The following is a 22,397-nucleotide window of genomic DNA, read 5'->3' as shown; positions in this document are numbered from 1 at the left end:
AGAAACCTCAAAATCAGTTTCTCCGCCTGTCTTTCTTTTATCTTCCGGTAAACCGTGGTTTACAGGTCATGATTCTTCATCCGGTACTCGGCCAACTCCTCGTACTTCGTACCCGGACGGCCATAATTGCAGTACGGATAGATGGAAATTCCCCCACGTGGCGTAAAGATTCCCGTCACTTCAATGTATTTCGGATCCATCAGCTTGATCAAGTCCTTCATGATGATGTTCACACAATCCTCGTGAAAGTCGCCGTGGTTACGGAAACTGAACAAATACAGTTTCAGACTCTTGCTTTCCACCATCTTCACATCCGGCAGGTAACTGATACGGATTTCCGCAAAATCCGGCTGCCCCGTAATCGGACAGAGACTGGTGAACTCCGGACAATTGAAACGTACCCAATAGTCATTCTCCGGATGCTTGTTCACAAACGCTTCCAGCACTTCCGGTGCATAATCCTGTTTGTATACCGTCTTCTTGTTGCCTAATAAAGTAAGTTCGTCTTTTCTTTCCATACTCATTTGTTTTCTTTTGAAGCCAAATATTTTTCCAATCCCTCACGACGCAGCTTGCAAGCCGGACAATGTCCGCAACCGTCGCCCGGAATGCCATTGTAGCACGTCAGCGTCTCGTTCCGCACCAAATCCAACACGCCCAGCTCATCGGCCAAAGCCCACGTCTGTGCCTTGTCAATCCACATCAACGGCGTATGAATCACGAACTGCTCGTCCATAGCCAGGTTCAGCGTCACATTGAGCGACTTGATAAAGGAGTCGCGACAATCCGGATAACCGCTGAAGTCCGTTTGTGAAACCCCCGTCACCAAATGGAAAATTCCCCGCTCACGAGCATATACTGCCGCGATACTCAGGAAAAACAAGTTCCGTCCCGGCACAAACGTATTCGGGAAAGAATCTTTCGGTTTCACCTCATCCATGTGGATGGAAGTATCCGTCAGCGAGTTTTTGCCCAGGTGACCGATGAACGACACATCCATCACATCGAAGTCCACACCCGCCTTCTCCGCAATCTTGCGTGCCAGCTCCACTTCTTTTTCATGCTTCTGTCCGTAAAGGAAACTCAGTGCATGTACCTTCTTAAAATGCTTTTTTGCCCAGAAAAGACAGGTCGTAGAGTCCTGTCCGCCGCTGAATACGACAAGGGCCTCGTTCTGATTCATCATATTCTTTAAATTTCCTTGATTTTTAATACATTGTACGAGATGTGCTCGTCATAGACATCCGTATCGTCCACCCGCTTGATGTATTTCACCACGCGCACGGTTACCGGTAGCACAATTACCTCATACAAGGTCTTGAGTACCACCTGCACCACCATCATTTTGGCCAGTTCACTCACCGGCATCAGTCCCCCGAACGCCAGCGGGAAGAAAATCAGTGAATCGGCTCCCTCTCCGACTACGGTCGACAAAATGGCACGGGCCGAAAAATTCTTTCCATGGGAAGCCACCTTCATGCGGCTCATCACATACGCATTGATAAACGAACCTACCAGGAAGGCCGCCAGACTGGCAGCAGCAATACGCGGCGCCATACCGAACACGAAGTTGAAGCTTTCTTCCCCCTCCCAGAACGGAGCGGCAGGAAGGGCAACGGCCAGCTGTCCCATGGCTACCACCATGAAATTCATCAGGAATCCCATCCAGATAATCAGACGCGCCTTGCGAAAGCCCCACACTTCGGCAATACAGTCATTAATAATGTAAGAAATCGGAAAAACAATGAGTCCGGCAGTCACGGAAATCGGACCCAGCTGTACGACTTTGGTTTCTAACAGATTGGCTGCCACCAGGCAGACACAAAACACAATGCCCAAAACCATAAAAGGCACTGATACGAGATTTTCTTTTTTCATCGCTCCTGTTTTTTACGTGGTGTTCTAGAATACACGACCGCTATTCACGGCATCGCATGTAAATGTTCTCTTTTAATCGGGCGCAAAGATACAAAGAATTTTCGGGATAGCCATGCAGTTTCATCTGCTTAATCACACTTCCCCGTTCCAATAGCTCCAAACACCACTTCACTTACTTCCTTTCGCCTAGACATATTCTCTGTACCACACAGTGGAATTTGTATTCCGCACTGTGAAATATGTATCCCACAGTGTGGTTTTTATATCCCACACTGTGGAACAGAGAAATCTCCTCGGAGAAAGACATTAAATGCAAGGCAAAAAACAAATAAAAATTGTACCTTTGTATATTATGTAGCTAAACTCGTTCTATAGACAATGGTTCAAATACAGATTGATCAAAACACCTGCATACGCTGCAAGAAGTGTGTCAGAATATGCCCCTCGGCGCTGTTCTCCTTCCGTGAAGACAAAGGCATAGAGGTAAACACAGAAAACTGCATCAGCTGCGGACATTGCGTAGCCGTTTGTCCCACAAATTCCATCGCACATTCCGATTTTCCACCGGAGAAAGTCCACACATTCGACCGGAACCGACTGCCCAGTGCCGACCAAGTGGAACTGCTGATGCGTACCCGTCGCTCCAACCGGGCGTTCTCCAAAGAACGGATTCCCGAAGAAACGTTACAACGCATCATCGAAGCGGCTCATCGCGCTCCAACGGCCACCAACGCACAGGAAGTCAAGATGGTATTGATTACCCGCCCGGAAACATTGACGGAAATCAGCCGGCTCACCATCGGTACGTTCATGTCCATCGTACGTACGGTAGAAAATCCCCTGGTAAAACTGATACTGAAACCACTCATGCCCTCCAACTACCGTTACATCCCTGTGTTCAAGCAACTGAAAGAAGAGTTCGGCAAAGGAAACGACGGCATTCTTCGCGGAGCTACGGCAGTCCTTTTCTTCTACACGGAAAAGAAAGCACGTTTCGGGTGTCAGGACTGCAACCTGGCCTACCAGAATGCCTCGCTGATGGCTGAAGCGCTCGGCGTAGCCCAATTCTATACCGGATTCGTATGCACGGCGGCAGGTATGAACCGGAAAAAAGAATTGCAGAAACTACTGGGCATCGAAGGCTGTACCATCCATGCCGGCATTGCCTTGGGGATGCCTTCCTTCCGCTTCGACAAGTACATTGACAAAAAAGAAGTTTCATTGAAAAGAATCAACTAAACCCGAAAAGTCATGACAAAGAATAACCTGCTGAGCGAGAAACTCAACTATACGGGAGCCAGCCATACTCCCACCCATCTTCACCTCTGTACCTACAACGCCGAAAGTCTGGAATTCCATCAGGGTGCCTCCATGGAAGAGTTTTCTTCCCTTATCCGCCCCGACGCCATCAACTGGGTCCAGATTCACGGATTGCAGAACACAAAGGTCATACAGGAAATATGCGACTTCTTTCATATCGACTTCCTCACTACGCAGGACATCCTCAATGCCGAACACCTGACCAAAATTGAGGAACATGACACCTACAATGTGGTCATCCTGAAACAGTTGTCGGTACATGAGGAAAACACTTACGTACCGCAACAGCTCTGTATCGTACAGGGCAGCAATTTCGTGCTGACGTTCATGGAGCACGACAGTGATTTTTTCAATGAAATCCATACCGCATTGAAAAACAATACTCTGAAAATCCGGAACCGGCAATCGGACTTCCTGCTGAGCGTCATGCTGAACAGTGTCATGGCCAGTTTCATGTCCATCATTTCCCGCATGGAAGATGAACTGGAAGACATGGAAGAATCGCTGCTTTCGCCCGAAACCCGCAGTGGCCTGAAACTGGAAGACATACAGCCTTACCGAAAGAATGCCCGCCTCATCAAGAAATGCATCCTGCCATTGAAAGAGCAGATGAGCAAGCTGTTTCACACCGACAACGTACTGCTGCACAAAGCCAACCGCCCGTTCTTCACCGACGTGAACGACCACCTGCAATTCGTGCTGCAAACCCTCGACGGCTGCCGGGATATGATTTCGGCCTTGGTCGACCTTTACCTTTCGAACAACGACCAGCGGATGAACAACATTATGAAACAGCTCACCATCGTATCCACCATCTTCATTCCACTGACCTTCCTGGCCGGTATCTGGGGAATGAACTTCGAATGGATGCCCGAACTGGGTTGGAAATACGGGTATCTGATGGCATGGGGCATCATGCTCGTAACCGGCGTCGGAGTCTACCTGTTTTTCAAACGAAAGAAATGGTATTGATTTATCCACACCTTTAATTTACTTACAGAATTATGCGCAAGAAAGAACTTTACCAGAAAGTCATTGAATATTTCCAGAAAGCCATGCCTGTGGCTGAAACCGAACTGCACTACAGCAACCCGTTTGAACTGCTGATAGCCGTCATCCTGAGTGCCCAGTGCACCGACAAGCGGGTCAATCAGATTACGCCTCCCCTCTTCCACGACTTCCCCACGCCGGAAACCTTGGCCGCTACCACTCCGGAAGTCGTGTTCGAATACATCCGCAGCGTCAGCTACCCGAACAACAAAGCCAAGCACTTGGTAGGCATGGCCCAGATGCTGGTGCGCGATTTTCACAGCACCGTACCTGACACGCTGGAGGAACTGGTGAAACTGCCGGGGGTAGGACGAAAGACCGCCAATGTGATTCAGAGCGTGGTTTTCCACAAGGCAGCCATGGCCGTAGATACCCATGTGTTCCGCGTGAGCCACCGCATCGGACTGGTTCCGCGCTCTTGTACCACTCCGCTGGCCACCGAAAAGGAGCTGGTGAAATACATTCCCGAAAACCTGATTCCTACCGCACACCACTGGCTGATTCTGCACGGACGCTACGTCTGTACGGCACGGGCTCCCAAATGTGAAAGTTGCGGACTCAACGGCATCTGCAAGGAATCCTTAAAGGGCATATAATTTTTTTTTGTACTTTTGCGGTGTCCGATTATAGTTCAACCATCATGTCCAAAGAAAAAAAAGATAAATACACCCTTATGACCACCGCGCCAGTGCCTCGCCTCATCGGGTCATTGGCTATTCCGACCATCATCAGCATGCTGGTCACCTCATTTTATGTCATGGCCGATACCTACTTTGTTGGAAAAATCAATACGCAGTCTACGGCAGCAGTCGGCATTTCTTTTTCCATCATGGCCATCATTCAGGCATTCGGTTTCTTCTGCGGACACGGTTCGGGCAACTTTATCTCCAGACGGCTGGGTGCACGTGACTACCGGAGTGCAGAAAGAATGGCAGCTACAGGATTCTTCTGTGCCTTCTTCATCGGATGTCTGATAGCCCTCATCGGATTGCTCTTTTTGGGACCGATTTGTCTGGCACTAGGCTCCACTCCCACCATCCTGCCATACGCCAAGACGTATCTGGGTATTATCCTGCTGGGAGCTCCCTTTATGGCCTCTTCTTTGGTTCTGAACAACCAAATGCGTTTTCAGGGAAATGCCGTATACGCCATGATTGGTATCACGGTAGGTGCCTTTCTGAATATTGCTCTTGACCCGCTGCTGATTTTTGTGTTCGACATGGGCATTGCAGGGGCCGCCTGGTCTACGTTCATCAGTCAGGTGTGCAGCTTCACCATCCTGATTTTCATGGACCGAAAAGGAGAAAACATCCGCATCAACTACCGTTATTTTACCCCTACCCCGGCTTATCTGAAAGAAATCGTCTATGGAGGCAGCCCTTCCTTGTGCCGGCAGGGGCTGGCCAGCGTTTCGACCATCCTGCTGAACGTGGCCGCCGGCAATTTCGGAGATGCAGCCATTGCCGGAATGTCCATCGTCACCCGTATCTGCATGTTCATCAACTCCTTTGTCATCGGTTTCGGACAGGGCTTCCAACCGGTTTGCGGATTCAACTACGGCGCAGGATTGAACCGGCGTGTACTCCAGGGATTTAAGTATTGCGTGAAGGTAGGACTCATTTTCCTGGCCATCTGCTCTTTGATTGGTTACATCTATGCCCCCGAAGTCGTGTCCTGGTTCCGAAAAGAAGACCCGCAAGTCATCGCTGTGGGAGCCGAAGCACTCCGTTGGCAACTTATCACACTCCCGCTGGGTGCATGGGTCATCCTGTGCAACATGCTTCTACAGACCATCCGCCAACCCAAACGGGCGGTGGCCTTGTCATCTGCCCGCCAAGGACTGTTCTTCATTCCGCTGATACTGGTTCTTCCGTATTTCCTGCAATTGCAAGGAGTAGAGATGTGCCAGGCCGTATCCGATTTGTGTTCGTTCCTGATGTCTCTCCCGCTGACCATTCCGGTATTGAAGTCGTTGCGCACAGACCGCCAACCGATACAGGAAATGAATTCATAAGCATTTTTTATCCATTCTCCTGACGATAGTCATTGGGAGTCATCCCCGTCATCCGACGGAAATACTTGCAAAAGAACGAGGCATTGGGAAAATTCAATTCGTCGGCTATCTGATACACCAGCTTGTCGGTGTGACGCAACATCAGCTTGGCTTCCTGCACTACTGCCTCGTTAACCCAGTTCATCACCGTCCGCCCGCTGGCTTGCCGTACCAATGTACTCAGATAACGGGAAGTGAGGCATAAACGGTCGGCATAGAACGTACAGTTTCGTTCATGAATGGCATATTTGTTGACCAATTCCAAAAAACGATTGAACACTTCTTCCTGACGGGTACGTTTCTGTTTGTCAGCCTCCAACCCGCGTCCTCTGAAACTGTCCGTTTGGTGAAAGACGAGAGAAATCAAGCTTTGTACGGATTCCTTTGGGAAGGGCCGGTCGTGGACTACCTCCCACAACAAGGCAAAAATCTGTTCCATCCGCCGGCTCTCCTGCTCAGTCAGTGAAAGATGTAGAAACAGCCTGCCTTGTAAATAGACCTGCAACAATTCTTCTTTCTGCCAGCTTTCCATCAGGCTGTTGGAAAAAGCCAACATCGCCAAATCCAAATCAGACGACACATATAGAAATTCGAATACGGTTCCGGGAGATACTACCAGAAAATCCCCTGCTTTAAACTCCAGCTCACGCAAGTTGATACGCAAACGAAGCGTACCGGCACGAAAATACACCACTCTCCCCTCCGTCAGACGGTAGGGCTGCCCTTCCACCGACAGGAAACGGACCACATCGGCTATCCCATGAATGGAACGGAGCAGTCCCAGTTCCGGAATCAGAAAACGATAGGCATTGTGACTTTCTCCCACCCGCTCACGTATTTGCCTCAAGGCCAGCAACAACAGACGATTCGATTTCATTTCACATACGCAATTTCCTGCAAAGATAATATTTCGCTTGATTTCAGGACTATATACAGGCAATTAACGAACAAAAAGAACATTCCGTCACACATATAGGACCGAAAGATATCATAAAATTCCTGTATCTTTATCTCATTACCTCAACAAAGATTGAATGCGTATGCTACGAATGTTTCTCTTCTTGTGCGTATGGGGCTTCAGTCACATCGTCCATGCACAAGTCACATTGGAAGATTGCCGGCAGAAAGCCCGTGAGAATTACCCGCAAACCCGGCAATACGACCTGCTCCGCCTCTCGGAAGAATATACCTTATCGAATGCAGGAAAAGGCAACTTACCACAAATCAGTCTGAGTGGAAAAGTCTCTTATCAAAGTGAAGCCACCACCTTCCCCTTTGACATCCCCGGACTTGGCAGCAAAGGATTGCCCAAGGACCAATATCAGGCAATGATTGAAGTCAGACAGAACCTGTGGGACGGAGGAAAAATCCGAAACCAAAAAGCCCAGATTCAGGCTGCAACAGAAGAAAGCGAACGACTGCTCGACAACAGTCTGTATGCACTGGAAGAAAGAGTGGACCAGGTTTTCTTTGGCATTCTCTTACTCGACGAACAGCTGTCACAACACACGTTGCTCGAAGAAGAACTGGCCCGAAGCCTGAAAGATGTGCAAGCCTATCGCACCAACGGCACAGCCAATGACGCCGATGTGGATGCCGTACAAGTAGAAATCCTGCAAACCCGCCAGCAACGCATCCAGCTGGAAAGTAACCGCAGTGCCTACCTGCGCATGTTGTCCCTGCTGACAGGGGAAGAGCTTCCACCACACACGCACCTCCAACGACCTGAGGCTGTCTTGGAGACGACCAACACCATCAACCGACCTGAGCTCCGGTGGTACGAGGCACAGGAACAGAGCGTTTCCGTACAACGAAAAGGATTACAAACCGGTTATCTTCCCTCTTTCAGTCTCTTCGCACAAGGAGCCTACGGTAATCCGGGACTGGACATTCTAAAAGACAAGTTCAGGGCCTACTATCTGGTCGGTGCCCGTTTTACATGGAATTTCGGAAGTCTGTATACTTTGAAAAATGACCGGAAAAAGCTGGATAACCAGCTCCAGAAAATCCAAAGTGAACGGGATTTGTTTCTGTTTCATACCCACCTGCAGCTGGCGGAAGAGGACGGCACCATCCAAACCCTCCGGCAACAGATGAAAGAGGACGAAGAGATAATCCGGCTGCGGAAGAACATCCGGCTTTCTGCCGAAGCCAAAGTGGCCAACGGTACCCTGAGTGTCAGTGACCTGCTGAAAGAAATCACGGCCGAGAACCTGGCCCGGCAGGCAAAAGTACTCCACGAAATCCAACTGCTCATGCACCTGCACCAGCGAAAACACCTCACCAACTAATTTTTATTTTCCAACCGTTCAAAATATGCTGAATATGAAAACAAAATATGGATTCCTCCTCTTTGCAGTGTACAGTCTCACCGCCTGTGGAGAAAAAGACAACTTTGATGCGACCGGTACTTTTGAAGCGACCGAAATTGTGGTCTCTTCCGAAACCACCGGAAAACTATTCTACCTGAATGCCGAAGAAGGGATGCACTTTACCCAAGGCACTGAAGTGGGACTGGTGGACACCGTACAGCTCTACCTGAAAAAGCGTCAGCTGGAGGCACAGATGAAGTCCGTGGAAAACCAACGCCCCGACATTCACCGACAGATTGCCGCCACCAAGGAACAAATCGCTACCGCACAACGGGAACGCAACCGAGTGGAAAATCTGCTGAAAGCACAGGCGGCCAACCGTAAACAGCTGGATGACTGGGACGCCCAGCTGGCGGTACTCAACCGGCAACTGGAGGCGCAGGTTTCGTCTTTGGGAAACACCACTGCCAGCCTGACAGAACAAAGTTCGTCGGTAGCCATCCAAGTGGCACAAATCGAAGACCAACTCAAGAAATGCCATATCACCGCCCCGATAAGCGGAACGGTTCTGGCCAAATATGCCGAACCGGGAGAACTGGCTACCCTCGGGAAACCGCTGTTCAAGATAGCCGACACGGAACACATCTTCCTGCGGGCCTACGTCACCTCCCAGCAACTGGCCTCCGTAAAATTAGGAAACGAGGTCACGGTATTTGCCGACTTTGGCGATGCACAACGGAACACCTACCCCGGCAAAGTGACCTGGATTTCCGAAGAAGCCGAATTCACCCCGAAAACCATCCTGACCGACGACGAACGCGCCAACCAGGTATATGCCGTCAAGATAGCCGTCCACAACGACGGCCACATCAAACTGGGCATGTACGGTGAAGTCAAATTCTGAAAGGAGGTCACAAATGGAAACCCTTATTGAAGTCAGCCACGTAAGCAAAAGCTATGGAAAGGTACAGGCACTGCGCGACGTATCTTTCCAGGTGAAGCAAGGCGAACTGTTCGGCCTCATCGGTCCCGACGGCTCCGGAAAGAGTACGCTCTTCCGCATCCTGACCACTCTACTGAAGCCGGACCAGGGAACGGCTCATGTACTGCATGCCGACGTACTGGCCGATTTCCGCACCATCCGACGAAGCGTAGGCTACATGCCGGGACGTTTCTCCTTGTACCAAGACCTGACCGTGGAAGAAAACCTGCGTTTCTTTGCCACCGTCTTTCACACCACCGTAGAAGAGAACTACGAACGGATTCGGCCGATTTACGAACAGATTGCTCCCTTCAAAGACCGGCGAGCCGGAGCCCTGTCGGGAGGCATGAAGCAAAAGCTGGCATTGTGCTGCGCACTGGTCCATGCTCCCCAAATCCTGTTTCTCGATGAGCCGACCACCGGAGTAGACCCTGTATCCCGCCGGGAATTTTGGGAAATGCTGGCCCGCCTCCGTCAGGAAGGCATCACCCTCGTGGTATCCACCCCTTTCATGGACGAAGCCCGACGATGCGACCGCGTAGCCTTCCTGTATGAAGGAGAAATCAAAGGTATCGACCGCCCGGAAACCATCCTGACGCGGTTCAGTGACATTCTGTGTCCTCCCGGACTTGAGCGAAAAGCGGCAGTCGGGAATTCTGCTCCCCTCATTCAGGTAGACAATCTGGTCAAACGGTTCGGCACTTTTACCGCCGTCGACCATATTTCTTTCTCAGTACAGCGGGGAGAGATTTTCGGTTTCTTAGGAGCCAACGGAGCCGGAAAAACCACTGCCATGCGCATTCTCTGCGGACTCAGTCTGCCTTCCGAAGGGAAAGCGGAGGTGATGGGATTCGATGTCCGGACACAGAGCGAGGAAATAAAACGACGAATCGGCTACATGAGCCAGAAGTTTTCGCTGTACGAAGACCTGACGGTCCGCGAGAATCTCCGCCTGTTCGGAGGTATCTACGGAGTCAATGCCAAAGAAATTGCGCCCCGCACCGAAGAGACCTTGCGGCGTATCGGCCTCTACGAGGAGCAACATACCTTGGTCCGTTCCCTGCCGCTAGGCTGGAAACAACGGTTGGCCTTCTCGGTGGCCATTTTCCACCGCCCGGAGCTGGTTTTTCTGGATGAACCGACCGGAGGCGTGGACCCGGCCACCCGCCGCCAGTTCTGGGAACTGATTTATCAGGCTGCCGACCAGGGAATCACCATTTTCGTCACCACGCACTACATGGACGAAGCAGAATATTGCGACCGCATTTCCATGATGGTGGACGGACATATCCGCGCCCTGGATACTCCCGACGGACTGAAAGCCCGTTTCCAAGCCCGAAACATGGACGAAGTGTTCCAGAAACTGGCCCGCGAAGCCCAACGGGGAGACGCGGCTTTTACTCACGCTCAAACCGAACGACCATGAAACAGTTTATCGCTTTTGTCAGAAAAGAATTCCATCACATCCTGCGCGACCGACGCACCATGCTGATACTGATAGGCATGCCGATTATACAGATTATCCTTTTCGGCTTTGCCATCTCTACCGAGGTGCGCAATGTCCAGACTGCCGTATTGGCTCCCTCCCTTCAGACGGATGTACGGAAACTGGTAGAGCAACTGGATGCCAGCGAGTATTTCACGGTGAAATATGTCGTCCAATCGCCCGATGAGATTGAGCGGCTGTTCCGGCGCAACCAGATAGAGCTGGCCGTCATTTTCCCGTCCGACCTGCACCGTTTCCGCTTCAATTCTTCACAGATACAGATTCTGGCCGATGCCACGGAGCCCAACCTGGCAGTCACCCGGAATACGTATGCTCAGACCATTCTCCGACAAGCCCTGCAAACCATCCGACCCGCTGAGGCTTTCTCCTCCAAAGGAGGAACGGAAGGAATGCCGATTGCAGCCTACAACAAGCTGCTCTACAATCCGCAAATGAAGAGTGCCTACAACTTCGTACCAGGGGTTATGGGACTGATTCTGATGCTGATTTGCGCCATGATGACTTCCATTTCCATCGTCCGCGAAAAAGAGACCGGTACAATGGAAGTGCTGCTGGTCTCCCCTATCAATCCGCTGTTTGTCATTCTGTCGAAATCCGTACCCTATTTCGTGCTCTCCCTGCTCAACCTGACTACCATCCTGCTGCTTTCGGTCTTTGTGCTCGACGTGCCCATAGCCGGAAGTCTGACGGCCCTGCTGGGAGTCTCCCTGCTGTTTATCTTCGTATCGCTGGCACTGGGACTGCTGATTTCCTGCGTCACGCATACCCAGGTGGCAGCCCTGCTGGTCTCGGCCATGGTCCTGCTCATCCCGACCATTATCCTGTCGGGCATTATCTACCCGATAGAAAGCATGCCGGGCATCCTTCAGACCATTTCCTGCCTCATTCCGGCACGCTGGTACGTGGCAGCAGTACGACGACTGATGATTGAAGGCGTACCCTTTGTCTACGTGTGGAAGGAAGTGGCCGTGCTATGCCTCATGGCCGTAGTCCTGATTGCAGCCACCACCCGCAAATTTAAGAACCGACTGGAATAAACCGCAAGCTTATGATGTTACGCTACCTGATAGAAAAAGAATTCAAACAACTGAAACGCAACCGTTTCCTACCTCGCCTCATCCTACTGTTTCCCTGCGTGATGATGCTGGTGATGCCTTGGGCTGCCACACTGGAAATCGAGGATTTGCGCATTGCCGTCATTGACCACGACCATAGTCCCTCGTCCCAACGGCTGGTACACCGCATCGAGGCTTCCCGTTACTTCCAGCTGACCGCCCTACCTGCTTCCTACGCACAAGGCCTGAATGCCATTGAAAAAGACCAGGTGGACATGCTGCTGGAAATCCCCCGCGGATTTGAGAAAGACCAGGCCCGAGGCGTCAGTCCTTCCACCCTGATTGCCGTCAATACGGTCAACGGTACCAAGGGAGTACTGGGCAGCACCTACCTGCAACAAATTCTCAATCCGCAGCCCTCACCCGCCTCCGTGCGCTACCAGTTCAACCCGTACCTCAACTACAAGGTGTTCATGGTACCCGCCCTGATGACCATGATACTGGTATTGCTCTGCGGCTTCCTGCCGGCCCTGAACGTGGTCAGCGAGAAAGAAGCAGGTACCATCGAGCAAATCAATGTCAGCCCGGTGAGCCGTTTCACCTTTACCCTCGCCAAACTGCTGCCCTACTGGGCCATCGGATTTGTGGTACTGAACCTGTGCATGCTGCTGGCCTGGCTGGTCTACGGACTGACACCCGAAGGAAACATCCTCACCATCTATCTGGCCACACTGATTTTCGCGCTGGTCATGTCGGGGCTAGGGCTGGTCATCTCCAATTACTCTTCCACCTTGCAGCAAGCCATGTTCGTCATGTGGTTCTGCATGCTGATTTTCATTCTGATGAGCGGACTGTTCACTCCTATCAGCAGCATGCCGGAATGGGCACAACACATCACATACCTTAATCCGCTGCGCTACTTCATGGAAATCATGCGCATGGTCTATCTGAAGGGCAGCCACATCGGCGACATCGGCTTCCAGCTTTCCATGCTCTCCACCTTTGCCATTCTACTATATGTATGGGCCATCCGCAGCTACCGCAAGCAACAATAAGCTACTCCGTACTTGACTTCTTACCTTGACACGAACGTGCAACGACCTCATCACGAACGTGTCAAGATTTCGTCACGTCCGTGTCCACCTCTCGTCACGTTCGTGTCGAGGTATTTCCGAAAAGGGATTTCCCTAAAAATGCCCCTTGCAAGGTCCAGAATTGTAAGTCAGTTATTTCCACCTTACAGAATTTTCAGTAACTTTGCCCGAATCTCTTTTACATAGGACCCATTTGAATATGAGCGAAGATACTTTTGACAAGGACGAAAAGCAAACGGCAAATCTGCCTGAAAAAGAAGAACACTCTGACTACAAACCTGTATCGACCACCGACGAGGCGGTGAAGCACCAGCTGAGCGGCATGTACCAGAACTGGTTTCTGGACTATGCCTCATACGTGATTCTGGAGCGTGCCGTACCCCACATCAACGACGGATTGAAACCGGTGCAGCGACGCATTCTCCACTCCATGAAACGTCTGGACGACGGCCGCTACAACAAGGTGGCCAACATCGTGGGACACACCATGCAGTTTCATCCGCACGGAGATGCTTCCATCGGAGACGCCCTTGTGCAACTGGGACAGAAAGACCTGCTCATCGACTGCCAAGGAAACTGGGGTAACATCCTGACGGGCGACAGCGCAGCGGCTCCCCGTTACATCGAAGCCCGGCTATCCAAATTCGCCCTCGACGTAGTGTTCAACCCGAAAACCACGGAATGGCAGGCTTCCTACGACGGAAGAAACCGGGAACCGGTCACCCTGCCGGTGAAATTCCCGCTACTGTTGGCTCAGGGGGTAGAAGGTATCGCCGTAGGACTTTCTTCCAAGATTCTTCCCCATAACTTCAACGAATTGTGCGATGCGGCCATTGCTTACCTGCACGGAGAAGACTTTCAGCTCTATCCGGACTTCCAGACTGGAGGCTCCATCGATGTGTCCCGTTACAACGACGGCGAAAGAGGAGGCGTGGTACGCGTACGGGCCAAGATTTCCAAGCTCGACAACAAGACATTGTGCATCAGCGAGATTCCCTACGGGAAAACCACATCGTCTCTGATTGATTCCATTCTGAAGGCCATCGAAAAGGGAAAGATTAAGGTTCGGAAAGTAGACGACAACACGGCTGGAAAGGTGGAGATTCTGGTACATCTCACGCCAGGTGTATCGTCCGACAAGACACTGGATGCCTTGTATGCCTTTACGGACTGCGAGGTGAACATCTCGCCCAACTGCTGTGTCATCGACAACAAGAAACCGCATTTCCTCTCGGTGAGCAAAGTGCTGAAGAAATCGGTCGACAACACACTGGCCCTGCTCCGGAAAGAACTGGAAATACAGCGGGACGAAACGCTGGAAACCTTGCATTTTGCGTCCTTGGAGAAAATCTTCATCGAAGAGCGGATTTACAAGGACAAGCAATTCGAACAGGCAGAGTCCATGGATGCAGCCTGCGAGCATATTGACGAACGGTTGACTCCGTTTTATCCGCAGTTCGTGCGCGAAGTGACGAAAGAAGATATCCTCAAACTGATGGAAATCAAGATGGCGCGTATCCTCAAGTTCAACAAGGACAAGGCGGACGAATTCATCGCCCGTTTAAAAGCCCAGCTGGAGGAGATTGACAACCACTTGGCACACATCACGGAATATACCATCGACTGGTATCAGCACCTGAAAGAGAAATACGGAAAGAATTTCCCTCGTCGTACGGAAATCCGCAACTTCGACACCATCGTGGCGACCAAAGTGGCGGAAGCCAACGAAAAGCTGTACATCAACCGGGAAGAAGGCTTCATCGGTACGGGACTGAAAAAAGACGAGTATGTGTGCAACTGTTCCGACATCGACGATGTGATTATCTTCTACAAGGACGGAAAGTATAAGATTGTCCGTGTGTCCGACAAGCTGTTTGTCGGGAAGAACATCCTGTATGTCAACGTATTCAAAAAGAACGACAAACGTACCATCTACAACGTCATTTACCGTGACGGAAAGGATGGGTATTATTATATCAAACGCTTCAATGTGACCTCCATCATCCGCGACCGGGAGTACGACGTGACACAAGGTACGCCAGGCTCCAAGATTGTCTACTTCACAGCCAATCCCAACGGAGAAGCGGAAGTCATCCGGGTCATCCTGCGCCCAACGCCCCGTATCAAGAAACCGACCTTCGAAAAGGACTTCAGCACCATCCACATCAAGGGCAAGCAGTCGATGGGTAATCTGCTTACCAAGGCCGAGGTACACAAAATCAGCCTGAAACAGAAAGGAGGTTCCACACTCGGCGGCAGAAAGGTATGGTTCGACCACGACGTGCTGCGACTCAACTACGACGGCAGAGGACAGTACTTGGGCGAATTCCAAAGCGATGAAAGTATCCTGGTTATTCAAAAGAACGGAGAGTTCTACACCACGAACTTCGACCTGAACAACCATTATGATCCGGACATTCTCTGCATCGAGAAGTTCAATCCCGATAAGGTATGGACAGCCGTACTCTATGATGCTGACCAGCAGAATTATCCGTACCTGAAACGGTTCACCTTCGAAGCGACCAACAAGAAACAGAATTTCCTGGGCGACAACAAACATACCCAACTCATCCTCCTGACTTGTCAGGTGTACCCGCGCATACAAGTCGATTTTGGCGGACACGACAGCTTCCGGGAAGCACTCGTGCTGGAAGCCAGCGACTTTGTGGGTGTCAAGAGCTTCAAAGCCAAGGGCAAACGTCTGACCACTTATACTGTCGACCGGATTACCGAACTGGAACCGACCCGCATGCCGGAGCCGGAACCGGAAGAACCGGAAAAAGAAGAGGAAGACGGAGCTGAAGAAGAGGATATCCAGGAAGACGACGGACAAATGAAACTCTTTTAACCGCATGAAACGAATTTTCTTTCTACTCTGCGCCTGCCTGTCGGCCTTTGTGCTTCATGCACAGGAAGACAGCTTGCGCGCGACCCGCTACGTGATGCGTTCCGTACTCTACGGAGCAGGCGTAAGCAACGTGCTCGACACGTATCTTTCTCCATTGGAATACAAAGGGCCGGAGGTACGTATCCTGCGCGAGAATATGCGCATGACCCGGCTGATGAATGGAAATGTATCGGCACAAAATCTATTACAGGCCTACATGTCGTACACACACAATCCCAGCAAGACAGGCTATATGTATACCGGACTGCTGAACTGGAGTTATGCTCTCCACTATCAGTTCCGTCTCAGTGAGCAGCTGAAGCTGCTGGCCGGCCCGACAATTGACCTGAACGGGGGATTCGTGTACAATACGCGCAATTCCAATAACCCGGCACAGGCCAAAGCGTACGGTAGTCTGGGCATCTCCGGCATGGCCATCTACAAGTTCCACATTGGCAATTATCCGCTAGTAGTACGTTACCAGGCCAACCTTCCGTTGCTGGGTGCCATGTTCTCTCCCGAATTCGGACTGTCATACTACGAAATGTTCTCCTTGGGACATAAAGGAAAGAATGTGCTGTTTACTTCACTCCACAACAGCCCTTCTCTACGGCAGATGCTGACCCTCGACTTCCCTATCCGGAAAGTCACAATGCGTGTAGCCTATGTCTGCGACCTCCAGCAGGCCAAGGTCAACCACCTGAAGTACCATACTTACTCACATGATTTCATGATTGGCTTCGTGAAGAATTTCTATCTGCTGAAAGGTAAGAACCGAATCACCATGCCTTCAAACGTTACTCCCTACTGATATGAAGAAGATATATCATTTTTCCCTATATGGCCTCCTGCTGATGCTGGCCTGCACCGTATTCTCTTCATGTATCCGTGAAGACATTCAGGGCAATACACCGGAAGCCAATTTTGAATCGCTCTGGAAAATCATCGACGAGCAATATTGTTTCCTGGATTACAAAAAGGAAGTGTATGGTCTGGACTGGGACGAAGTACACACCCGCTATGCGAAACGGATTTCTTCGTCGATGAGCTGGGAGAATCTTTTTGAAGTTCTTTCAGATATGGTCAACGAACTCAGGGACGGCCATGTGAATCTGAGCAGCTCCTTAGGCAGCTCGCAATACCGGGAATGGTTTGATGCCTACCCGCGCAATTTCAGCGACAGCATCCAAAGCAATTACCTTAAAAAAGACTATATCATCACTTCCGGACTCACCTACCAGATACTGGACAACAACATCGGCTATGTGTACTGCGAGAGTTTCTCCGACGGCATTGGTGACGGAAACCTAGACCAGATGCTAAAGAAACTGGAAATCTGCGACGGAGTGATTATCGACGTGCGCAATAACGGAGGGGGTAGCCTGACTACAGCCCAAAAGCTAGCCTCCCGGTTTACCAACGAAAAGGTGCTGGTGGGCTACATCCGCCACAAAACGGGACCCGGCCACAATGACTTTTCCGATCCGGAACCAGTGTATCAGGAACCGTCTAACAGCATCCGTTGGCAGAAAAAGGCTGTGGTATTGACCAACAGACGTTCCTATAGTGCTACCAACGACTTTGTGAACACCATGCGGCAGTTCCCAAATGTAACGACCCTGGGAGATACGACCGGAGGCGGTTCCGGCCTGCCGTTCAGTTCCGAAATCCCCAACGGATGGTCCATCCGTTTCTCGGCCAGCCCCATGTTCGACCCGGACATGAACCAACTGGAGTTTGGTATCGAACCGGATGTGAAAGTGGACATGACCAGCGAAGACATGCAACGGGGAAAAGATACGCTCATTGAAACCGCCATCAAAATACTAAAGAATTAACCCGCAAATTTGGAGATTCGGGAAATTATTCCTACCTTTGCCTCCGCAAATGCAGAAATCGTTTTCTGTACGCGCCTGTGGCGTAATTGGTAGCCGCGCCAGACTTAGGATCTGGTGTCGTGAGACGTGTAGGTTCGAGTCCTATCAGGCGCACATAGTAAAAATGGATTTAATAAACACGCGTTTATTAAATCCATTTTATTTTATCATACTCCATAAACCATGCAGACCAGTCGCACGAAAGACCTCACTTCGGGAAATATCACCCAAAGCATGCTTTGTCTGGCTTATCCCCTCATCCTCGGCAACCTGCTCCAACAAGGATACAACATTGCGGATACACTGATTATCGGCCAAACGCTAGGAGCCAACGCGCTGGCCGCCGTAGGATCTTCCTACACGCTCATGGTATTTATCACTTCCATTTTCATCGGTCTGTGCATGGGATGCAGTGCCTTGTTCTCCATGCGCTACGGAGCCAAAGACTATGAACTCCTGAAACGCACTCAAGCAGCTGCTCTACTCATTACGGGCATTGCTACCTTCCTCATTTTCGCTTTCGCCATCAGCTGCATTCGTCCGATTATCCAATGGCTGCAAACTCCGGAAGAGTTACAAGAAATGACGTATGACTACCTGAAAATTACTTTTATCGGTATCTGGTTCGTCTACTTGTATAATTATTATGCCTACCTCCTGCGGGCATTAGGCAATTCCTTTACCCCTTTAGTCTATCTGGCAATCTCCGTCGTATTAAACATCGTACTCGACCTGCTGTTTATCCTTCGACTCGGCTACGGTATTGCAGGAGCAGCCACAGCCACGGTCCTCTCGCAAGCCGTTTCGGCCATCGGACTTTGGCTGTACTGCTGGAGAAAAATTCCGGAAACACGGCTTACATGTAAAGACTTCAAGATAAGCCGTCCACTCGTCAGGCAAGTATTTTCGTATGTCTCGCTGACTTGCATACAACAATCGGTCATGAACTTTGGCATTCTGATGGTACAGGGACTGGTCAACAGTTTCGGTACCTCCGTCATGGCTGCCTTCACCGCCGCCGTTAAAATTGATTCCTTTGCTTACATGCCCGTACAGGATTTCGGCAATGCCTTTTCTACCTTCACCGCCCAAAACTACGGAGCCGGAAAGAAAGAGCGCATCCTGCAAGGATTCAAAAAAGCGTTCTGGATGACTACACTCTTCTGCCTGCTTCTCTCAGCGCTTATCTTCCTGACCGCTCCCTGGCTAATGCAGATTTTTATTTCATCGGACGAAAAAGAAATTATCCGGATTGGGGTAGAATATCTCCGGGTGGAAGGCAGTTTCTACTTAGGCATCGGTTACTTGTTTCTATGGTATGGCTTTTACCGGGCGATATGCAAGCCTCACCTATCCATCATACTCACGATACTTTCTCTAGGGACACGCGTAGCCTTAGCCTATTTTTTGGCATCTATTCCTTCCATTGGCGTACACGGTATCTGGTGGTCCATACCTATTGGCTGGGCATTGGCTGATATTTACGGACAAGTGTATTACTGGAAAAAGAAACAATCATTACTTGCTCCTCCCATCGTTTCACAATAAGAAACACAAACTCTGCCCTTATTTCACTTAAAAAGGAGCAGCCCAACAACTCTCTTCATACAAATACCCATATACCTTCTTATCCTTTAGTAACAGAAAACATTCATTTTCTCCCCCGCATGTTCAGACAAGAATATGTATGCCACTGCATTTCCCTCCTTTTCCCCTCCTTCTCCCACAGAAACAGAATGACAACAATCCCACATAAAGAGTTTCAGTCCACATCACACCAATAAGACCTCCTCAAAAGGCATAAAAAAAAGGCCATCTCTAAAGAGACAGCCTTTTCTTGTAAGTATGAAAAACTATTACTGACGCTGAGTAGCTGAATAGTTAATCTTCAGTGCGTATGCCTGACGAAGAGCCTGTTTTACTTCTGTTACGATACCCATCTTGGTTTTTGCATCCACCTTCAGGGAAACAGTCATAAACGGCTTGTCTTCTTCTTTCATGTTTTCACGCTCCTGATAAATGTAATCCTGTACTTCTGAAGATTCAGCGAACTTATCATTCAACTGAATACGGTCTGTAGTACCCATTGTCTTCTGGAATTCCTTCAACGGTTTTCCGATATAGATAAAAGATACCAAGGATTTCTTTTCCAGTTTTTCCAGTTCCGTAGCCTGAGGCACTCTGAACTGAACCTTCAATGTAACTTCACGCATGGTTGTTACAATCATGAAGAAGAACAACATGGTAAAGATAAGGTCAGGCAGAGAAGAAGTATTCAACTCAGGCATTTCACGCTTACCGGTCTTATTAAATTTTCCCATGTTTATTTTCCTCCATACTTTTTAGGTTCTGCTTCAGATATCTTCTGCGGATAATAGTCAGTTATAGCTTTCTTTTCATCTTCAGAACAGTCTGCCAAAGACTTACCAAATTGCGACATAGCCAATTCGTTACGCAATTCATTGTAAGCTGCCACCAGTTCGTTCTGAACCTGAATGTACATGTCATAACTTGTACCCACGTCGTTCTGTACAGAAATTACATGCTTATCCGTAATCATGACATTACCGAAGAACGGAAGCTGCTTAGCATGCTTTTCCGGCAAATTCTCATCATTATTCGGATTGGAAATAAATTCCTTTGCTCTTTCTTTCAGTTGCTTTATATCGAACCATTCTCCTCCTACCATCAACTGGTCATCCTTGTTGATACGTACCTGAAGAACGTTTCTTTCCTTTACAATCACATCTTCCTGATTTTCTGTGTTTTCAGGAGGTGGCGGCAATCGTCTTGCCAAACCACGGTCAGTATCCATTGAAGTTGTAATAAGGAAGAATATAAACAAGATGAAAGAAATATCTGCCGTTGAACTGGCATTAATGCCCGGCACTTTTCTTTTCCCTTTTGCCATTTTATCAATCTCCGTTTTAACTCAATGAATAATTATTTCTGTTTAAAAACACCAATCAAGTTCAACAATGTACCGATTGCTGCAACAATAAGCAATGCATAAGTAGAATACAAGAACATGTCTGTCACTTTCAGCATGACCTTGTTGTCATATACTGTACCACCACCCATTGTAACGGCTGCATCAGATCCCATATTATAAGTAACGATGAGCAACACTGCCAACAAGATAAGTCCCATGAAAGACTTGATTGCTGCTTTCGGATTATCTTTCAAAGCTGCTCCAAACTGTGCTGCAGCTGCAATCACTGTTACTGCCACACAGAGGAAGAACATACCATACATCAGGTACATCAATGCCGGCGTATTGGTCGGTTCGGTCAAGCCGGCTGCATTTGTTACATCATATCCTACGCAGTAGAACATCGCCAGCACCACCAATATAACGGCTATGCAGACATAGAACACATAGTAAGATACTTTATATGATAATTTAGCCATTGTACGAATTATTTTTTGTATTTCAGATTATACTTCATGATCATGTCAAGCAATGTGATAGAAGAATCTTCCATCTGACTTGTAATAGCTTCAATCTTAGACAAGATGTAGTTATAGAACACCTGAAGAATCAAAGCAACGATCAAACCGAAGATTGTAGTAATCAAGGCCACTTTCATACCACCTGCAACAACTGTCGGAGAGATATCACCAGCAATCTGAATCTGGTCGAACGCCATAACCATACCGATTACAGTTCCCAAGAATCCCAAAGACGGAGCCATCGCGATGAACAATGTAATCCAAGAGCATCCTTTTTCAAGGTAACCAGCCTGAACACCACCGTAAGAAACTACAGAACGTTCAACTACATCCAGACCTTCATCGATTCTCATCAGACCCTGATAGCAGATAGAAGCAATCGGACCACGAGTGTTGCGGCAAACAGTCTTTGCACCTTCTACATCACCTTTTTCCAAAGCTTCTTCAACTTTAGCCATCAATTTCTTCACGTTAACTTCAGCCAAGCTCAAGTAAATAATACGTTCAATACAGAAAGCCAAACCAAGGACCAATGCGATAGCAACCAATGACATGAAGCCTGCATCACCTTCAATAAACTTAGTTTTTAACTCTTTGTGCATACCACCTTCTTCAACAACTACAGGTGCTGCTGCTTCATCAGCTGCCGCTACTTCTTCTGTCTGAGCCGGAGCTGCTGTAGCTGTTGAATCCTGAGCCATAGCTGTCTGAGTCATTCCAAACGAGAGGACTCCCATCACTGCAAGAATTGCAAATAACTTTTTCATTGTGTGTCTAATTTTTAAGATTAATTAATTAATAGTTTGTTAATTGTTTTTCTCTTTTTCGCGGAGAGAACGGCTCTCGAACTTATACTTTCACAGAATATCATAAAACTGCAAACGACTGATAATCAAGTGTAAATTACAATATAGAGTAAAAGTAAATGT

General features: G+C 49.2%; 21 protein-coding genes and 1 tRNA gene. 14 read left to right on the top strand and 8 right to left on the bottom strand.

Translation table 11 applies throughout. The features are described from left to right. Positions 1–59 precede the first annotated feature (59 nt). From queF to OCV81_RS06125, 3 genes are read right to left on the bottom strand one after another with little or no spacing between them, the layout of a single operon-like run. The gene (gene queF, locus OCV81_RS06135) at positions 60–518 is read right to left on the bottom strand and encodes a preQ(1) synthase (protein ID WP_022354806.1); all 459 of its coding nucleotides are present in this window, start codon (positions 516–518) and stop codon (positions 60–62) included. A 2-nt stretch (positions 519–520) separates the two neighbouring features. Further along, entirely contained in the window at positions 521–1,183 is a 663-nt protein-coding gene (gene queC, locus OCV81_RS06130; protein ID WP_148329362.1) for a 7-cyano-7-deazaguanine synthase QueC, read from the bottom strand. Positions 1,184–1,191: 8 nt separating this feature from the next. After that, the gene (locus OCV81_RS06125) at positions 1,192–1,878 is read right to left on the bottom strand and encodes a queuosine precursor transporter (protein ID WP_148329263.1); all 687 of its coding nucleotides are present in this window, start codon (positions 1,876–1,878) and stop codon (positions 1,192–1,194) included. Positions 1,879–2,256: 378 nt separating this feature from the next. On the opposite strand from OCV81_RS06125, the gene OCV81_RS06120 reads away from it, so the two are divergent. From OCV81_RS06120 to OCV81_RS06105, 4 genes are read left to right on the top strand one after another with little or no spacing between them, the layout of a single operon-like run. Then, the gene (locus OCV81_RS06120) at positions 2,257–3,117 is read left to right on the top strand and encodes a nitroreductase family protein (protein ID WP_148329262.1); all 861 of its coding nucleotides are present in this window, start codon (positions 2,257–2,259) and stop codon (positions 3,115–3,117) included. A 12-nt stretch (positions 3,118–3,129) separates the two neighbouring features. Beyond that, positions 3,130–4,170 carry a magnesium/cobalt transporter CorA gene (gene corA, locus OCV81_RS06115; RefSeq protein WP_148329261.1) on the top strand — a complete coding sequence of 347 codons (1,041 nt, stop codon included), beginning with the start codon at positions 3,130–3,132 and terminating at the stop codon, positions 4,168–4,170. A 32-nt stretch (positions 4,171–4,202) separates the two neighbouring features. After that, on the top strand, positions 4,203–4,844 hold the full coding sequence (nth, locus tag OCV81_RS06110) for an endonuclease III (RefSeq protein WP_148329260.1): 642 nt from the start codon (positions 4,203–4,205) through the stop codon (positions 4,842–4,844). Positions 4,845–4,888: 44 nt separating this feature from the next. Beyond that, positions 4,889–6,262: an MATE family efflux transporter gene (locus OCV81_RS06105; protein ID WP_394802525.1), complete on the top strand. Its 1,374-nt coding sequence runs from the start codon at positions 4,889–4,891 to the stop codon at positions 6,260–6,262. A 7-nt stretch (positions 6,263–6,269) separates the two neighbouring features. Here the strand turns inward: OCV81_RS06105 and OCV81_RS06100 are convergent, their stop codons facing one another. After that, on the bottom strand, positions 6,270–7,178 hold the full coding sequence (locus OCV81_RS06100) for an AraC family transcriptional regulator (protein ID WP_148329259.1): 909 nt from the start codon (positions 7,176–7,178) through the stop codon (positions 6,270–6,272). Positions 7,179–7,341: 163 nt separating this feature from the next. On the opposite strand from OCV81_RS06100, the gene OCV81_RS06095 reads away from it, so the two are divergent. The 10 genes from OCV81_RS06095 (at position 7,342) to OCV81_RS06050 (ending at position 19,563) form a co-directional block, all read left to right on the top strand. Then, positions 7,342–8,592, top strand: a complete 1,251-nt coding sequence (locus OCV81_RS06095) for a TolC family protein (protein WP_394802524.1) — start codon at positions 7,342–7,344, stop codon at positions 8,590–8,592. A 34-nt stretch (positions 8,593–8,626) separates the two neighbouring features. Then, positions 8,627–9,517: an HlyD family secretion protein gene (locus tag OCV81_RS06090; protein WP_148329256.1), complete on the top strand. Its 891-nt coding sequence runs from the start codon at positions 8,627–8,629 to the stop codon at positions 9,515–9,517. 13 nt (positions 9,518–9,530) lie between these two features. Beyond that, entirely contained in the window at positions 9,531–11,021 is a 1,491-nt protein-coding gene (locus OCV81_RS06085; RefSeq protein WP_148329254.1) for an ATP-binding cassette domain-containing protein, read from the top strand. Further along, positions 11,018–12,139 (top strand): ABC transporter permease, encoded by a 1,122-nt coding sequence (locus tag OCV81_RS06080; RefSeq protein WP_148329252.1) that lies wholly within the window; start codon positions 11,018–11,020, stop codon positions 12,137–12,139. Before OCV81_RS06085 ends, OCV81_RS06080 begins: the two co-directional genes overlap by 4 nt. A gap of 14 nt (positions 12,140–12,153) precedes the next feature. Further along, the gene (locus tag OCV81_RS06075) at positions 12,154–13,212 is read left to right on the top strand and encodes an ABC transporter permease (RefSeq protein ID WP_262640219.1); all 1,059 of its coding nucleotides are present in this window, start codon (positions 12,154–12,156) and stop codon (positions 13,210–13,212) included. A gap of 238 nt (positions 13,213–13,450) precedes the next feature. Further along, the gene (locus OCV81_RS06070; RefSeq protein ID WP_148329248.1) at positions 13,451–16,099 is read left to right on the top strand and encodes a DNA gyrase/topoisomerase IV subunit A; all 2,649 of its coding nucleotides are present in this window, start codon (positions 13,451–13,453) and stop codon (positions 16,097–16,099) included. A 4-nt stretch (positions 16,100–16,103) separates the two neighbouring features. Further along, positions 16,104–16,949: a DUF3316 domain-containing protein gene (locus OCV81_RS06065; RefSeq protein WP_148329246.1), complete on the top strand. Its 846-nt coding sequence runs from the start codon at positions 16,104–16,106 to the stop codon at positions 16,947–16,949. Between the two features lies 1 nt (position 16,950). After that, on the top strand, positions 16,951–17,976 hold the full coding sequence (locus OCV81_RS06060) for a S41 family peptidase (protein ID WP_148329244.1): 1,026 nt from the start codon (positions 16,951–16,953) through the stop codon (positions 17,974–17,976). A 71-nt stretch (positions 17,977–18,047) separates the two neighbouring features. Further along, positions 18,048–18,129: transfer RNA gene (locus OCV81_RS06055), tRNA-Leu, on the top strand. A 69-nt stretch (positions 18,130–18,198) separates the two neighbouring features. After that, complete coding sequence (locus tag OCV81_RS06050; RefSeq protein ID WP_148329242.1) at positions 18,199–19,563, top strand: MATE family efflux transporter; 1,365 nt, start codon at positions 18,199–18,201, stop codon at positions 19,561–19,563. A gap of 308 nt (positions 19,564–19,871) precedes the next feature. Here the strand turns inward: OCV81_RS06050 and OCV81_RS06045 are convergent, their stop codons facing one another. Genes OCV81_RS06045 through OCV81_RS06030 form a run of 4 tightly spaced genes read right to left on the bottom strand, consistent with a single transcriptional unit; the run spans position 19,872 to position 22,235 of the window. Then, the gene (locus OCV81_RS06045) at positions 19,872–20,336 is read right to left on the bottom strand and encodes an ExbD/TolR family protein (protein WP_022054209.1); all 465 of its coding nucleotides are present in this window, start codon (positions 20,334–20,336) and stop codon (positions 19,872–19,874) included. A gap of 2 nt (positions 20,337–20,338) precedes the next feature. Next, positions 20,339–20,926 carry an ExbD/TolR family protein gene (locus OCV81_RS06040; RefSeq protein WP_148329241.1) on the bottom strand — a complete coding sequence of 196 codons (588 nt, stop codon included), beginning with the start codon at positions 20,924–20,926 and terminating at the stop codon, positions 20,339–20,341. A 32-nt stretch (positions 20,927–20,958) separates the two neighbouring features. Then, positions 20,959–21,426: a hypothetical protein gene (locus OCV81_RS06035; RefSeq protein ID WP_148329239.1), complete on the bottom strand. Its 468-nt coding sequence runs from the start codon at positions 21,424–21,426 to the stop codon at positions 20,959–20,961. Positions 21,427–21,434: 8 nt separating this feature from the next. Continuing rightward, positions 21,435–22,235, bottom strand: a complete 801-nt coding sequence (locus OCV81_RS06030; protein ID WP_148329237.1) for a MotA/TolQ/ExbB proton channel family protein — start codon at positions 22,233–22,235, stop codon at positions 21,435–21,437. Between the last annotated feature and the right edge of the window lie 162 nt (positions 22,236–22,397).

Origin of the sequence: Phocaeicola fibrisolvens (genome assembly GCF_025567125.1) — a bacterium.
In the GTDB taxonomy this organism is placed as follows: Bacteria; Bacteroidota; Bacteroidia; order Bacteroidales; family Bacteroidaceae; genus Phocaeicola; species Phocaeicola fibrisolvens.
Note: the sequence above shows the minus strand (reverse complement) of the source record. Positions and strands in the feature narration are given on the sequence as shown.

Bases quoted from the DNA above. Each gene is read 5' to 3' on its own strand.
- queF (WP_022354806.1), bottom strand. From the start codon at position 518: ATGGAAAGAAAAGACGAACTTACTTTATTAGGCAACAAGAAGACGGTA.
- queC (WP_148329362.1), bottom strand. From the start codon at position 1,183: ATGAATCAGAACGAGGCCCTTGTCGTATTCAGCGGCGGACAGGACTCT.
- OCV81_RS06125 (WP_148329263.1), bottom strand. From the start codon at position 1,878: ATGAAAAAAGAAAATCTCGTATCAGTGCCTTTTATGGTTTTGGGCATT.
- OCV81_RS06120 (WP_148329262.1), top strand. From the start codon at position 2,257: ATGGTTCAAATACAGATTGATCAAAACACCTGCATACGCTGCAAGAAG.
- corA (WP_148329261.1), top strand. From the start codon at position 3,130: ATGACAAAGAATAACCTGCTGAGCGAGAAACTCAACTATACGGGAGCC.
- nth (WP_148329260.1), top strand. From the start codon at position 4,203: ATGCGCAAGAAAGAACTTTACCAGAAAGTCATTGAATATTTCCAGAAA.
- OCV81_RS06105 (WP_394802525.1), top strand. From the start codon at position 4,889: ATGTCCAAAGAAAAAAAAGATAAATACACCCTTATGACCACCGCGCCA.
- OCV81_RS06100 (WP_148329259.1), bottom strand. From the start codon at position 7,178: ATGAAATCGAATCGTCTGTTGTTGCTGGCCTTGAGGCAAATACGTGAG.
- OCV81_RS06095 (WP_394802524.1), top strand. From the start codon at position 7,342: ATGCTACGAATGTTTCTCTTCTTGTGCGTATGGGGCTTCAGTCACATC.
- OCV81_RS06090 (WP_148329256.1), top strand. From the start codon at position 8,627: ATGAAAACAAAATATGGATTCCTCCTCTTTGCAGTGTACAGTCTCACC.
- OCV81_RS06085 (WP_148329254.1), top strand. From the start codon at position 9,531: ATGGAAACCCTTATTGAAGTCAGCCACGTAAGCAAAAGCTATGGAAAG.
- OCV81_RS06080 (WP_148329252.1), top strand. From the start codon at position 11,018: ATGAAACAGTTTATCGCTTTTGTCAGAAAAGAATTCCATCACATCCTG.
- OCV81_RS06075 (WP_262640219.1), top strand. From the start codon at position 12,154: ATGTTACGCTACCTGATAGAAAAAGAATTCAAACAACTGAAACGCAAC.
- OCV81_RS06070 (WP_148329248.1), top strand. From the start codon at position 13,451: ATGAGCGAAGATACTTTTGACAAGGACGAAAAGCAAACGGCAAATCTG.
- OCV81_RS06065 (WP_148329246.1), top strand. From the start codon at position 16,104: ATGAAACGAATTTTCTTTCTACTCTGCGCCTGCCTGTCGGCCTTTGTG.
- OCV81_RS06060 (WP_148329244.1), top strand. From the start codon at position 16,951: ATGAAGAAGATATATCATTTTTCCCTATATGGCCTCCTGCTGATGCTG.
- OCV81_RS06050 (WP_148329242.1), top strand. From the start codon at position 18,199: ATGCAGACCAGTCGCACGAAAGACCTCACTTCGGGAAATATCACCCAA.
- OCV81_RS06045 (WP_022054209.1), bottom strand. From the start codon at position 20,336: ATGGGAAAATTTAATAAGACCGGTAAGCGTGAAATGCCTGAGTTGAAT.
- OCV81_RS06040 (WP_148329241.1), bottom strand. From the start codon at position 20,926: ATGGCAAAAGGGAAAAGAAAAGTGCCGGGCATTAATGCCAGTTCAACG.
- OCV81_RS06035 (WP_148329239.1), bottom strand. From the start codon at position 21,426: ATGGCTAAATTATCATATAAAGTATCTTACTATGTGTTCTATGTCTGC.
- OCV81_RS06030 (WP_148329237.1), bottom strand. From the start codon at position 22,235: ATGAAAAAGTTATTTGCAATTCTTGCAGTGATGGGAGTCCTCTCGTTT.